Below are 13,997 nucleotides of genomic sequence, written 5' to 3' on the forward strand. Positions count from 1 at the left end.
GGCCTCGCCATGTTCGACATTTCTCGCCGCCGCCTGCTGACGGCGCTGGCGCTTTCCCCGTTGATGTCTGCGTTGCCGCTGCGTGCCGCCGTACCGGATGCGCAGCGCATTCTGGCGCTGGAGTGGCTGCCGGTGGAGCTGCTGATGGCGCTCGGCGTGACGCCACTCGGGGTGGCCGACATGCACAACTACAACATTTGGGTCGGCGATCCGCAGCTGCCGTCCAGCGTTATCGATCTTGGCTTACGCACCGAGCCCAATCTGGAGCTGATGACGCAGCTCGAACCTTCACTCATCCTGCACTCCAATGGTTATGGTCCGGCGCTGGATAAGCTGCGGCGCATCGCGCCAACCATGGGTTTTGACCTCAACAGCGGCGACGGCAAACCGCTCAGCACCGCGCGTCACTCATTGCAGGCGCTCGGCGCACGTCTTGGCCGTGAAGCGCAGGCCGTGCAGCATCTGCAGTATGTGGATGAACAGCTGGCGGCGGCGCGTGAACGCCTCAGGCCGTGGGCCGATCGTCCGGTGCTGCTGATGTCGCTGATGGACAGCCGCCACGCGATTACCTTCGGTAAAAACAGTTTGTTCCTTGAGGTGATGGAGATCCTTGGCTTGAGCAATGCCTGGCAGGGCGAAACCAACTTCTGGGGCAGTGCAGTCGTTGGGCTGGAGCGGCTGGCGGAAGTGGGTGATGTGCAGGTGATCTGCTTCGATCACGATAACGATCGCGATATGCAGCAGGTGATGGCCACCGCGCTGTGGCAGGCGCTGCCGTTTGTGCGCGCGCAGCGTTTCCAGCGCGTGCCGGCGGTATGGTATTACGGCGCGACCTCTTCGGCGCTGAAATTTGTCCGCGTGCTGGAACACGCGCTGGAGTCGCACTGATGCGCAATCGTCTTTTTCCCGTCGCGCTATTGAGTACGGTGTTTCTGCTGGCGCTGGCCTTAACCGTGATCAATCTGCGCCAGGCGCTGCCGATCGATCAATGGTCGCAGGCGTTTTTTGCGCCTGACGTCAACAACATCCAGCAAGTGGTGTTTCATCACAGTTTGCTGTCGCGACTGGCGCTGTCGCTGCTGGTTGGCGCGGGCCTTGGCTTGGCCGGTTTGCTGTTTCAGCAGGTGCTGCGCAATCCGCTGGCGGAACCCACCACGCTTGGCGTGTCGTCGGGCGCTCAGCTGGGAATTACCGTCGCGACGTTATGGCATTTGCCGGGCGGCGAGTTCACGCAGCAGTTTGCGGCGATGGGCGGCGCGGTAATTGTCGGTATTTTGGTATTCGGCGTGGCCTGGGGCAAACGTCTGTCGCCGGTGACACTGATTCTGGCTGGGCTGGTGCTGAGTTTATACGCCGGTTCGGTGAATCAAATCTTCGCGATCTTCAATCACGATCAGCTGCAGAACATGTTCTTGTGGAGCACCGGCGCGCTCAACCAGCTGGATGGACACAATGTGGCGCAGCTGTGGCCGCGTCTGCTGCTGGCGTTTGTGGTGGCGCTGGCGCTGCTGCGTCCGCTGACGCTGATGGGGCTCGACGATGGCGTAGCGAAAAACCTCGGTCTGGCGCTGTCGGCGGCACGTATTGCTGCGCTGGCGCTGGCAATTTTACTTAGCGCGCAACTGGTCAATGTTGCAGGTATCATCGGCTTTATCGGCCTTTTCGCGCCGCTGCTGGCGAAGATGCTCGGCGGGCGTCGCCTGATCAGCCGGATGATGTTGGCGCCGCTGATCGGTGCGCTGCTGCTGTGGTTGGCCGATCAGTGCGTGCTATGGCTGACCAGCCACTGGCGTGAAGTGTCTACCGGCACGGCGACCGCGCTTATCGGCGTGCCGATTCTGCTTTGGTTGCTGCCGCGCCTGCGTACCGGATCGGTGCCGCCGGCGCTAAATCAGGGCGATAGCGTGCCGGCTGAGCGGCAGAAGGTCTTACGCTGGTGTTTGATCGGATTGCTGATTCTGGGCGTATTGAGTTGGGTTGGTATTACCTTTGGCCGCGATGCGCACGGCTTTGCGTGGGTGGGCGGCGATATGCTGCAGCAGCTGCTGCCGTGGCGCGCACCGCGCGTATTGGCCGCGCTGATTGTGGGCATGATGCTCGGCGTGGCGGGTGCGCTGATTCAGCGGCTTACCGGTAATCCGATGGCGAGCCCGGAAGTGTTGGGCATTAGCTCGGGTGCGGCGTGCGGCGTGGTGGTGATGATGTTCTTCGTGCCGGGCGATGCGGTGGCGTGGCTGTTGCCTGCCGGTGCGCTGGGTGCGGCATTGACGCTGATGATTATTATGCTGGTGGCGAGTCGCGGCGGCTTTTCGCCAGAACGCATGTTGCTGGCGGGCATGGCGCTTAACAGCGCGTTTGTCACGCTTTTGATGGTGCTGCTGGCCAGCGGCGATCCGCGCATGGCGGGCTTGCTGAGCTGGATTTCCGGTTCAACCTACAACATCAATATGCAGCAGGCCGTGCAAAGCGCGGTGGTGGGTGTGGTGCTGATGGCGCTGGCGCCGCTGGCAAGTCGCTGGTTAACGTTGTTACCACTCGGCAGCGCTACCGCGCGTTCAGCGGGCATGGCGCTCACTACCTCGCGCCTCAGCCTGCTGCTGCTGGCGGCGGCATTAACTGCCACGGCCACGTTAACTATTGGGCCGCTGAGCTTTATCGGGCTGATGGCGCCGCATATTGTGCGCATGCTCGGGTTCCGCCGTGCGTTACCACAGGTGTTGATGGCCGGTTTGTTGGGCGGCGGCTTGATGATTTTCGCCGACTGGTGCGGCAGGATGCTGGCGTTTCCGGATCAAATTCCAGCCGGGTTGATGGCGACCTTCTTTGGTGCGCCGTATTTTATCTGGCTGTTGCGGCGGGCGTAATCAGGGTAACCCTGAATGGCGACTCCACAACGACGGTAGAGTGCGCCATTCAGACGGTTTTAAAGTTTCGCGAAGCTGCGGCGTGCCGCATCGATGGTGCGTTGAATATCTTCATTACTGTGCGCCAGCGACATAAAGCCCGCTTCAAAAGCAGATGGCGCAAGGTAAACGCCTTCTTCCAGCATCAGGTGGAAGAAACGCTTAAAGCGCTCAACGTCACACTGAGTGACGTCCTGATAGCAGGTCACTTCATCGGCATCAGTGAAGAAAATCCCGAACATACCGCCCACGTGGTTGATCACCAGCGGAATATTTTCGGCTTTCGCTGCGGCCAGCAGGCCTTGTGCTAACTGCGTGGTCAGATCGGTCAACGTGCTGTGGGTGCCTGGCTGCGCAATTTGCGACAGACACGCGAAGCCCGCCGCCATGGCAATCGGGTTACCGGACAAGGTGCCGGCCTGATAAACCGGACCGGTTGGTGCCAGCGCATCCATCACATCACGACGACCACCAAAGGCACCGACCGGCATGCCGCCGCCGATGATTTTACCGAGACAGGTCAGGTCTGGCGTCACGTCGTAATAGGCCTGAGCACCGCCTAATGCAACACGGAAGCCGGTCATCACTTCGTCGATAATCAGCAGCGCACCGAATTCGTCACACAGCGCACGCAGGCCTGGCAGGAAGTCTGGCTGCGGTGGAATGCAGTTCATGTTGCCCGCTACCGGCTCAACGATGATGCAGGCAATATCCTCAGGATACTGCTCGAAAGCCGCACGCACGGTGCTGAGATCGTTATAGGTGCAGGTCAGCGTGTGCTTAGCAAAATCGGCCGGTACGCCCGGCGAGTTTGGCTGGCCGAGCGTCAGCGCGCCGGAGCCGGCTTTCACCAGCAGGCAGTCGGCGTGGCCGTGATAGCAACCTTCGAATTTGATGATTTTGTCGCGATGGGTGAAGCCGCGCGCCAGGCGAATGGCGCTCATGGTGGCTTCGGTGCCGGAGTTAACCATGCGCACCATGTCCATGCTGGGCACCAGCTCGCACACCAGCTCAGCCATTTTCACTTCCATCTCGGTTGGCGCGCCGAAGCTCAGACCGCGCGCAGCCGCTTCAATCACTGCGTTACGGATGTTGGCGTTGTTATGACCCAGCACCATCGGGCCCCACGAACCGACATAATCGATATAGCCTTTGCCGTCAGCGTCATACAGATACGCACCGTCAGCGCGTTCGATGAACAGCGGCACACCGCCCACACCGGTAAATGCACGTACCGGGGAGTTCACACCGCCGGGGATCAGGCGTTGCGCTGCGGCATACAGGTTTTCTGACTTACTCATTGTTCTGCTCCTGCTGTTCGGGAAAAATCTGGCGCCATTCTACGGGAATAACGGCTTGCGCTAAAGTTTAGGGTATATACTTTCCTGCGCATGCGGCGGCACGCAGTGTCAAGCGTGACACTTGATTGCACTGGACGGCTGGCAGATAATAGCGAGATTAAGGTCGTTTTCTGACCTCGACGTTTACCCGGAGTAAAAGATGAGTGACGACTTAGCAGCGCTGCCTTTGCAATTTACTGATGCAGCAGCAAAAAAAGTGAAAAACCTGATTTCTGATGAAGAAAATCCCGAGCTGAAATTGCGCGTTTACATTACCGGCGGCGGTTGCAGCGGTTTCCAGTACGGCTTCACGTTTGACGATCAAATGAATGACGGTGACATGACCATCGAGAAACAAGGCGTGGCGCTGGTGGTGGATCCGATGAGCCTGCAATATCTGGTGGGCGGTTCCGTGGATTACACCGAAGGCCTGGAAGGTTCACGTTTTATCGTGACCAACCCGAATGCCAAAACCACCTGCGGTTGTGGTTCTTCCTTCAGCATCTAATGCTGCTTCTGGCTGCCGTTCTGGTAGCCAGATTCCTACCACTCAATAGTCACTAAACGCGCAGATTCGCGGCGTTTAGCATCGCGTTTTAATACTCGTTCGGTAATGCGCGGCTGCGCGCTGAAGTGACGTCCACAATCCACTTTGGGCAGAGAGTGTTCACTCTGGCGTGAGATATCGCAACGCGAGAATAATGTTAAGGTAGCGGCAATAGAGCCGGTTGACGTGGCCGCACTCAGAGGTGCAGCGATCACGAGCCCTATGGCCAGCAGCAGTGCTCTGGTCATAAATAGTTCCTGGTGAAGACAAAATTGCGCTTAGCGCTAAAAATGGGCACAGAGCATACGTGGCCGCTGTGCCTTGTATTATGATTTACGACAATTTATGCCGAATCTTTAATCTTAATTAGTGCTTTTTTTTGTCGGATGTAAATCTGCACACAGCTGTTTCGCTGCCAGCAGCATGCGAGGCCCCGGACGGCTCAGCCAGTCGTCATTGATGGCGATCACCGGCACATCCAATTGCGGCTGCCAATATTGCGCGATGCTGGCGGCCCGAGCGGCATCACCCCCGATCACAATCGCCTGCGGATGGCGCATCAGCACCTGTTCGCGGCTCACCTGCGGCCAGCTAACGCTGCTATCGGCAAAAATATTCCTGCCGCCGCACAGCTCAATGACCTGATTTTGCATGGTGTTACGCGAAGCCGTAAACAGCGGCTGCTGACCAAACTGCAAAAACAGCGGCAGCGGCGTACTTTGCTGATACTGCTTGCGCAGCGCCGCTTCCTGCGCGCGTAATGCCTGCGCCGCATCGATGGCTTGCTGCGGCTGCGGACTCCAGCGCTGTAACGCCGCCAGCGCATCGATCATTTGGTCAATGGTTTGCGGATCGATCCACTCAACCTTGACCCCGAAACGCTGCAGCTGTTCAATTTGCCGCTGTGGATTACCGCCGCGCCACGCCAGCACCACATCCGGCTTCAGTTGCAGAATGCGTTCCACTTTAATGCCTTGCCAGTTCGCCACCTGTTCCAGCGCGTTGGCCTGCGCGGGATAATCGGAGAAGGCGCTGACGGCGAGCGGCGTAATGCCTGCGGCGAAGGCCAGTTCCGTCAGATGCGGCGAAAGAGTGATGACGCGCGGCGCGGCAGCGAACAGGCTGTTGCACAGCAGCAACAGCCCAAGCAGCAGGTTTTTAGCCACGCGCCAGCTGAACCAGCAGGTTTTCTACCATCAAAGAAGATTGTTTTGCCGCAACACTGAGGAACTCGTCGAAGCTGAGGTGTGATTCCTGATCGGCGACGTCAGAAATGGCGCGCACCACCACAAATGGCACCTTGAACTGATGGCAAACGTGACCAATTGCGGTCGCTTCCATCTCCACCGCAATCGCCTGCGGGAAGGTGGTGCGGATGCGTTCCAGTGGTGCAGCGCCGTTGATAAACGCATCGCCGCTCACTACCAAACCACGTACCGCGTTGAGGTCGAGCTGCTTGATAACCATTTCAGCGGCGGCAATCAGTTTGTCATCCGCCACGAAAGCGGCGGGGCAGCTGGCCATCTGGCCTGGCTCGTAACCGAAGGCGGTGACGTCGGCATCGTGATAGCGCACTTCATCCGACACCACGATATCGCCCACTTTCAGCGTTGGCGCCAATCCGCCGGCAGAACCGGTGTTGATTACCACATCCGGCTTGCACAGCTGAAGCAGCAAGGTGGTGCCGAGCGCGGCAGCCACTTTGCCGATGCCTGATTTCAGCAGCGCCACCTCAACACCATTCAGCGTACCGGTGTAAATTTCGCAGCCGGCCAGCGTCAGTGTCTGGCGGTTTTCGATTTTGTCACGCAGCAGTGTAACTTCCTGCTCCATCGCGCCAATAAAGCCTACTTTCATAAGAATCTCGCTAATTTAATGGATGTAACCCGCAAAAGTGAGGCATAGTCTAACATGGCTGATTGAGGAAGAATTCACGAAAAAATAAGGGGTAATTATGGCGACGATCAATTTCAGGAAGAAGATCAGTTTCACCCGCCCTTATACCAGCCGCAAAGATCCCGAAGGGGAATACTTTATTACCCGCCACTTTGAAAGCGATCGCGGACGTATTATTAACTCCGCCGCCATTCGTCGCCTGCAACAGAAAACCCAGGTATTCCCGCTCGAGCGCAATGCGGCGGTGCGTTCGCGTCTAACGCACTCGCTGGAAGTGCAGCAAACCGGGCGATATATCACCAAAGAGATTCTGCAAGCGCTGAAAACCCAGGGCGGCGGGCTGGCGAATTATGGGCTGGATGAGTTTGAAGGTGCCTTCGAAAGCCTGATTGAGATGGCCTGTTTACTGCACGATGTCGGCAATCCGCCGTTTGGTCATTTTGGCGAGGCGGCGATCAATGACTGGTTCGACGAAAATCTGCCTGCCGAGCTGGTCGATCCGCTGGTGGCGGGCGTTGCCGATGAGGCTGAGCGCACCGCTTTTGACCAGTTGAATGCAATGATTCGTCAAGATTTATGCCATTTCGAGGGTAACGCGCAGGCGATTCGCCTGGTGCATACGCTGCTGCAACTCAATCTCAGCTATGCGCAAGTCGCCTGTATTTTGAAATATACCGCGCCCGCATGGTGGCAAGGCGATAAACCGGCTGAATTTAGCGTGTTAATGAAAAAGCCGGGCTTCTATTTATCTGAGCGAGAATATGTGGCTGAGTTGCGTGAAGCGACCAATATTAAACAGCACCATCGTTTCCCGCTTACCTGGATAATGGAAGCCGCCGACGATATCTCTTATTGCATTGCCGATTTGGATGACGCCGTAGAAAAAGACATCTTCCATGTTGAAACGTTGTATAAGCATTTATTGGATGCCTGGGGCGCGGTAAAAAACGGCGATGTTTTCAGCCGTACTATCGGTGATGCCTGGAAAGAGGCTAATCAGAAAAAACGCCGCAGTATCAGCGATCAATTCTTTATGTCATTGCGGGTTAACGTGCAAAACGTGCTGGTTAGCCATGCGGTTAAGCGTTTCATCGACAACTTACCGGCTATTTTCGAAGGTGATTTTAATCACGCTTTACTGGAAGATGATGGTGAAGAAGGTCGCTTGCTAAAACTATTTAAAACGGTTGCGCGTCAGCAGGTGTTTAATCATCCGGAAGTTGAACAACTGGAATTGCAGGGTTATCGGGTAATTAAAGGTTTGCTCGAAATATATCAGTCACTGCTGTTGCTGGATTACGAGCAATTTACCACCTTGATGAACGAGGATTTTCTGGCAAAGCATCCGATTGAAACCCGCTTGTTTCATAAGCTTTCCGGCAAACATCGAAAGGCCTATCAACAACACATGCGCTCATTAATTGTTGAGCATAAATATCAGCGCTTGTTGTGGGAACGTTATTATCGTGCGCGTCTGATTCAGGACTACATTAGTGGGATGACGGACAATTATGCCTGGGATGAATATCGTCGTTTAATGGCGGTTGAATAAGCGCACAATTGTAAAGATGAAGAACAATTTTTTACCTTTACCTAAAACTTTATTAGGAACTTCGCGCTAAAAACTTAATCTCATCATCACGACCACAGCAATGGTCTGGCCGTAATTCTTAGAGAGACACAGATAAATGAAAAAAAACACAATTATGCTGGCGTTGGCGCTGAGTTTCGGCGCGGCGACGTTGAGCCCTGTGAGTGTATTTGCCGCAGAGACCGCTTCTTCTTCCAGCCAGCAGTTGCCAAGCCTGGCACCCATGCTGGAAAAAGTCATGCCTTCCGTGGTGAGTATCAGTGTGGAAGGCTCGACGACGGTTAAAACGCCGCGTATGCCGCAGCAGTTCCAGCAATTCTTTGGTGATAATTCTCCGTTCTGCCAGGACGGTTCACCGTTCCAAAGCTCACCCATGTGTCAAAACGGCGGTGGTGACGGCGGCGCGGATGGCGGTGCTAACGCGCAGAAACAGCAGTTCCGTGCGCTGGGTTCCGGTGTGGTAATTAACGCGGATAAAGGCTATGTGGTGACCAACAACCACGTGGTGGATAACGCGACCAAAATCCAGGTGCAGCTCAGCGATGGACGTCGTTACGACGCCAAAGTGATCGGTAAAGATCCACAATCAGATATCGCGCTGATTCAGCTGCAGGATGCGAAAAACCTCACCGCAATTAAGATTGCCGACTCCGACAACCTGCGCGTCGGTGATTACACCGTGGCGATTGGTAATCCGTACGGCCTTGGCGAAACGGTGACTTCGGGGATTGTTTCGGCGCTGGGCCGCAGCGGCCTGAACGTTGAAAATTACGAAAACTTCATTCAGACCGATGCGGCGATTAACCGTGGTAACTCCGGTGGCGCATTGGTAAACCTTAACGGCGAGCTGATCGGGATTAACACCGCGATTCTGGCGCCGGACGGCGGCAACATCGGTATCGGCTTTGCGATCCCTAGCTCAATGGTGAAAAACCTTACCGCGCAGATGGTGGAGTACGGTCAGGTGAAACGCGGCGAGCTGGGCATTATGGGCACCGAGCTGAACTCAGAGCTGGCGAAAGCGATGAAAGTCGATGCGCAGCGTGGCGCCTTTGTTAGCCAGGTATTGCCGAACTCTGCTGCGGCGAAAGCCGGCGTGAAAGCGGGTGACGTGGTGGTGTCGATGAACGGTAAAGCGCTGACCAGCTTTGCAGCGCTGCGTGCCGAAGTCGGCTCGCTGCCGGTCGGTACCAAGCTGCAGCTGGGTCTGCTGCGCGAAGGCAAACCGGTGAACGTCACCGTTGAACTGCAGCAGAGCTCGCAGGATAAAGTGCAGTCCGCCACCATTTACACCGGTATTGAAGGTGCCGATCTCAGCAATATTGATACCAACGGCCAGAAAGGCGTGCGCGTCGATAGCGTCAAGCCTGGCAGCGCAGCGGCGCGTATTGGCTTGAAGAAAGGTGACGTGATTCTGGGTGTCAACCAGCAAGCCGTGGCTAATCTTGGCGAGCTGCGTAAAGTGCTCGACACCAAACCTTCGGTGCTGGCACTGAACGTACAGCGCGGTGACAGCAGCCTGTATCTGCTGATGCAGTAAGTTTCAGGTTGTTGATAACAGGCGAGCTTTGGCTCGCCTTTTTTGTGTCTGTGCAAATGTCCGGTACTGAATGTGACGCTTACCGCAAATCCCGCATAATCCCGCTGGCTATGTGCAGTTGCACAATGTCAGCGCCGTAACGGATGCGTATTCTGTCTGTTCGTCCTTATCTCCGGAGTGTTTGATGGCCACCTATCATCTCGATGCGCGACTGGCTCAGGATATTGTTGCCCGCACCATGCAAATTATTGACAGCAATGTCAACGTGATGGATGCGCGTGGTCGCATCATCGGCAGTGGCGATCGTGAACGCATTGGCGAATTGCACGAAGGCGCGCTTTTGGTGCTGTCACAAGGGCGCGTGGTAGACATCGACGAAGCGGTGGCAAAACATCTGCACGGCGTGCGTCCTGGCATCAATTTGCCGCTGCGTATTGATGGCGATATCGTCGGCGTGATCGGTTTGACCGGCCAACCGGCAACGCTGCGTCACTACGGCGAATTGGTGTGTATGACCGCCGAAATGATGCTGGAACAGGCGCGTTTGCTACACATGCTGGCGCAAGATAGCCGCTTGCGAGAAGAGCTGGTGCTGAATCTGGTGCGCAGCGAAACCTTATCGCCAGCGCTCAGCGAATGGGCGCAGCGGCTCGGCATCGATCTCAATCAACCGCGCGTGGTGGCGGTGGTGGAAGTGGACAGCGGCCAGCTCGGCGTTGATAGCGCCATGTCCGAGCTGCAACAGCTGCAAACGCTGCTGACCACGCCAGAGCGCGACAACCTGATTGCGATTGTTTCACTCACCGAAATGGTGGTGCTGAAACCGGCACTGAATGTACATGGCCGCTACGATCAGGACGATCATCGTCGTCGCGTGGATCAACTGCTGCAACGCATGAAGGAGAGCGGCCAGGTGCGAATGCGCATCGCGCTCGGCAACTACTTTACCGGTCCCGGCAGCATCGCACGTTCGTACCGCACCGCGCGTACCACCATGATGGTGGGCAAACAGCGCATGCCGGAACAGCGCAGCTATTTTTATCAGGATCTGGTGCTGCCGGTGCTGCTCGACAGTTTACGCGGCGGCTGGCAGGCCAACGAACTGGCACGCCCGCTGGCAAAGCTGAAAAGCATGGACAACAATGGCTTGCTGCGACGCACGCTGGTGGCGTGGTTCAGCCACAACGTGCAACCCAGCGCCACGGCACGCGCTCTATTCATTCATCGCAACACGCTGGAGTATCGCCTCAACCGTATTTCCGAGCTTACCGGGCTCGATCTGGGCAATTTTGACGATCGCTTGCTGCTGTACGTGGCTCTTCAACTGGATGAGCAAAGTTAATGAGAAACCTGTGGATTGCGCTGCTGTGGCTGTATAGCGCGCTAAGTGTGGCTAACGATCCGGCCTTTCTCTCGTTAAACGATCTGCAGAAAGTTAAGCAGCAGCTGGCACATCATCAGGCCGCGCCGCCAACGCTCGACGCCTGGCATCAGCTTAAACAGCAAGCGGATAACGCGCTACAACACCCCAATCCCAGCGTCACCGATAAAGGTATGATGCCGCCGAGCGGCTCGAAGCAGGATTATTTAAGCCTGAGCGCCTATTGGTGGCCGGATGCCAGCAGCGCCGACGGCCTGCCGTGGCAGCGTCGTGATGGCGAAGTGAATCCTGCCAGTAAGAATGATCAAAGTGATGGCGTGCGGCTGGCGCGCTTTACCGCCGATTTTCAGGCCCTGACGCTGGCGTGGTACTTCACTGGCAATCAACGTTATGCCGACAAAGCGCTGGCGATGATGCGTCACTGGTTTATCAATCCCACCAGCCGTATGCACCCTAATCTTAACTTTGCTCAAGGCATTCCGGGCCGATCCGCGGGCCGCCATGATGGCGTGCTCGATGGGCGCTACTTTGCCACGCGCGTGGTGGATGCGCTGACTTTGCTACGCAATGCGCCCGGTTGGCAGCCTGCCGATCAGCAAGCGATGCAGCAGTGGTTTAGCGAGTATCTGCACTGGCTGCGGCACAATCCGCTAGCACTGCAAGAAGCGGCGGCGATGAATAATCATGGCAGTTGGTATTGCACGCAGGTGGCGGGAATCGCGTGGTATCTGGGCGATCGTGAGACAGTCACAGCGATGGTAGAGTTGGCGCGCAATAAAATTGCGCTGCAAATTCGTGCCGATGGCAGCCAGCCAGCAGAGTTAGCGCGCACGCGATCCTTCCATTACAGCTACTTCAATCTGCAGGCGCTTAGCGCATTGGCGCAGCTAGCCGGTAAAGCAGGGTTAGGCGATTTATGGCATAGCCAGCAGCCGGGCGGATCGTTGCTGGCTGCGCTCGACATGATGGCGCCGTACAGCGATGCCACTAAACTCTGGCCGTGGAAAAATCGTGATCGCGTGAGCCAGCGCATCATTCCGCTGCTTTCAATGGCCGATAACAGCCTGCAGCAGCCGCGTTATCAACAGTGGATCATGCAGACGCAATGGAAAGATCAAAAGAGTGGGGCGGTGAGGCAGGCACAGCGTGATACCTGGCTGCTTTCGCTTCCTTATCAGCAGCCATAAAAAAAGGCCAGCATCGGCTGGCCTGTTATTTAAAGCGCGAAATTAACGGTTGTTGCGGGTCAGCTGATCAAGGTCTGATTCGATTTCAGCGATCTTGTTCGAAACCACGCTTTCCAGATGGCGCAGATCTGCCAGAATTTTGCGCTTCAGATCCACTTCAACCTGGTCGCGCTGGCAAATCTGGTCCAGCTCATCGATCACATAACGCAGGTTCGGGCTGATTTCCTGCACTTCTTTGTAACCCTGGCTGGTGTGATCGGCGACAACGGTTTTGCGCTGACGTGGATATTTGAATTTCACGCTTTTAGCAAAGAATTCACCTTTGTCTTTGCGGAAGTAGATTTTAAGAATGTCGTTGTTAGCTTCCTGACGCAGGCTGTAACGGTCGATGTCGTCAGGGTTGCTGATACCTAAGCTTTTCAGGTTGTCGTACATAGCGTTTATATTCCATCTAAGAGTGGGTGAGCGCGCAGGACTATCATCATCATTCGGGATGCAGCAGAAACGCGGCAACCGGAACGCTTACGGCATACTTAATCAACTGTAGACACAAAAACCGGGATGAACAGTGCGCGACCGGAGTTAACTTGGCGCGGATTATGAACTGTTTGAAAAATAAACGCACGTGTTAATTCGCGGCGCGAAACAGGTAATTCTGGCGGGAGTGTAAACAAATAATTACGGGCCTGTACGCAGGCCCGTCGGGAAGATCTTCAGGCAGGAGAAGCTCAGTCGATGCTGCGCAGCAGTTCGTTAATGCCTGTTTTGCTGAGCGTTTTAGCGTCAACTTTCTTCACGATTACCGCGCAGTACAGGCTGTAGCTACCATCTTTAGACGGCAGATTACCGGAAACCACCACGGAACCCGCAGGTACGCGGCCGTAATGCACTTCGCCGGTTTCGCGGTCAAAGATTTTGGTGCTCTGGCCGATGTAAACGCCCATGGAGATCACGGAACCTTCTTCGACGATCACGCCTTCAACGATTTCTGAACGTGCGCCAATGAAGCAGTTATCTTCGATGATGGTTGGGTTAGCCTGCAGCGGCTCCAGCACGCCACCGATGCCCACGCCGCCTGACAGGTGGACGTTTTTACCGATCTGCGCGCAAGAACCCACAGTCGCCCAGGTATCAACCATGGTGCCTTCATCAACGTAAGCGCCGATGTTGACGTAGGAAGGCATCAGCACGGTATTACGTGCGATGAATGCGCCCTGACGCACGGCAGCAGGTGGCACAACGCGGAAACCGGCGTCTTTGAAACGCGCTTCATCCCAGCCAGCAAACTTCATTGGCACTTTGTCGTAGAAGCGGGTTTCCGACCCTTCCATGACCTGATTGTCGTTGATGCGGAACGACAACAGCACTGCTTTCTTCAGCCACTGATGCGTTACCCACTCACCGTTGATCTTTTCAGACACGCGCAGTTCACCGCTATCCAGCAGGCCAATAACCTGGGTGATAGCATCGCGGGTCGCGCTGTCTACGCTAGATGGCGTGATGTCGGCGCGGCGCTCAAAGGCAGATTCGATAACGCTCTGTAACTGTTGCATAATGATTTCCTAAGTCTGTAATACGGGTGCCAGCATCGCACTGGCACGGTAAATAAATT

At 56.0% G+C, this 13,997-nt stretch carries 13 protein-coding genes; 7 read left to right on the forward strand and 6 right to left on the reverse strand.

What is annotated here, in order from left to right:
- Positions 1-9: 9 nt before the first annotated feature.
- Positions 10-888, forward strand: coding sequence for a Fe(3+)-hydroxamate ABC transporter substrate-binding protein FhuD (gene fhuD / locus DEU53_RS14595; protein WP_110867561.1), 879 nt, complete (start codon positions 10-12; stop codon positions 886-888).
- The gene (fhuB, locus tag DEU53_RS14600) at positions 888-2,864 is read left to right on the forward strand and encodes a Fe(3+)-hydroxamate ABC transporter permease FhuB (RefSeq protein ID WP_110867562.1); all 1,977 of its coding nucleotides are present in this window, start codon (positions 888-890) and stop codon (positions 2,862-2,864) included. The genes fhuD and fhuB overlap by 1 nt, the downstream gene beginning before the upstream one ends.
- Positions 2,865-2,923: 59 nt before the next feature.
- On the opposite strand, the gene hemL is transcribed toward fhuB, so the two are convergent.
- Entirely contained in the window at positions 2,924-4,204 is a 1,281-nt protein-coding gene (gene hemL, locus DEU53_RS14605) for a glutamate-1-semialdehyde 2,1-aminomutase (RefSeq protein ID WP_110867563.1), read from the reverse strand.
- Between the two features lie 199 nt (positions 4,205-4,403).
- Between hemL and erpA the strand changes: the two genes are divergently transcribed.
- On the forward strand, positions 4,404-4,751 hold the full coding sequence (erpA, locus tag DEU53_RS14610) for an iron-sulfur cluster insertion protein ErpA (RefSeq protein WP_007893884.1): 348 nt from the start codon (positions 4,404-4,406) through the stop codon (positions 4,749-4,751).
- Positions 4,752-4,786: 35 nt separating this feature from the next.
- Here erpA and DEU53_RS14615 read toward each other — a convergent pair whose 3' ends face one another.
- From DEU53_RS14615 to mtnN, 3 genes are all read right to left on the reverse strand, one after another.
- Positions 4,787-5,038, reverse strand: a complete 252-nt coding sequence (locus DEU53_RS14615; RefSeq protein ID WP_101762055.1) for a hypothetical protein — start codon at positions 5,036-5,038, stop codon at positions 4,787-4,789.
- 114 nt (positions 5,039-5,152) lie between these two features.
- Positions 5,153-5,956: a vitamin B12 ABC transporter substrate-binding protein BtuF gene (gene btuF, locus DEU53_RS14620; RefSeq protein WP_110867564.1), complete on the reverse strand. Its 804-nt coding sequence runs from the start codon at positions 5,954-5,956 to the stop codon at positions 5,153-5,155.
- A complete protein-coding gene (gene mtnN, locus DEU53_RS14625; protein ID WP_110867565.1) occupies positions 5,949-6,647 on the reverse strand; it encodes a 5'-methylthioadenosine/S-adenosylhomocysteine nucleosidase in 699 nt (232 codons plus the stop codon). Before mtnN ends, btuF begins: the two co-directional genes overlap by 8 nt.
- Before the next feature lie 97 nt (positions 6,648-6,744).
- On the opposite strand from mtnN, the gene dgt reads away from it, so the two are divergent.
- The 4 genes from dgt (at position 6,745) to DEU53_RS14645 (ending at position 12,385) form a co-directional block, all read left to right on the forward strand.
- Positions 6,745-8,238: a dGTPase gene (gene dgt / locus DEU53_RS14630; RefSeq protein WP_110867566.1), complete on the forward strand. Its 1,494-nt coding sequence runs from the start codon at positions 6,745-6,747 to the stop codon at positions 8,236-8,238.
- A gap of 136 nt (positions 8,239-8,374) precedes the next feature.
- Positions 8,375-9,817, forward strand: coding sequence for a serine endoprotease DegP (gene degP / locus DEU53_RS14635; RefSeq protein ID WP_101762052.1), 1,443 nt, complete (start codon positions 8,375-8,377; stop codon positions 9,815-9,817).
- Positions 9,818-10,001: 184 nt separating this feature from the next.
- Positions 10,002-11,159 carry a CdaR family transcriptional regulator gene (locus tag DEU53_RS14640; RefSeq protein ID WP_110867567.1) on the forward strand — a complete coding sequence of 386 codons (1,158 nt, stop codon included), beginning with the start codon at positions 10,002-10,004 and terminating at the stop codon, positions 11,157-11,159.
- Positions 11,159-12,385, forward strand: a complete 1,227-nt coding sequence (locus DEU53_RS14645) for an alginate lyase family protein (protein ID WP_110867568.1) — start codon at positions 11,159-11,161, stop codon at positions 12,383-12,385. Before DEU53_RS14640 ends, DEU53_RS14645 begins: the two co-directional genes overlap by 1 nt.
- A gap of 42 nt (positions 12,386-12,427) precedes the next feature.
- Here the strand turns inward: DEU53_RS14645 and DEU53_RS14650 are convergent, their stop codons facing one another.
- Together DEU53_RS14650 and dapD are read right to left on the reverse strand one after the other, a co-directional pair.
- Positions 12,428-12,820 carry a DUF3461 family protein gene (locus DEU53_RS14650; protein ID WP_007893894.1) on the reverse strand — a complete coding sequence of 131 codons (393 nt, stop codon included), beginning with the start codon at positions 12,818-12,820 and terminating at the stop codon, positions 12,428-12,430.
- Positions 12,821-13,113: 293 nt separating this feature from the next.
- On the reverse strand, positions 13,114-13,938 hold the full coding sequence (gene dapD, locus DEU53_RS14655; protein WP_110867569.1) for a 2,3,4,5-tetrahydropyridine-2,6-dicarboxylate N-succinyltransferase: 825 nt from the start codon (positions 13,936-13,938) through the stop codon (positions 13,114-13,116).
- Between the last annotated feature and the right edge of the window lie 59 nt (positions 13,939-13,997).

The organism is Pantoea sp. AG1095 (genome assembly GCF_003208415.1).
Lineage (GTDB): Bacteria > Pseudomonadota > Gammaproteobacteria > Enterobacterales > Enterobacteriaceae > Pantoea > Pantoea leporis.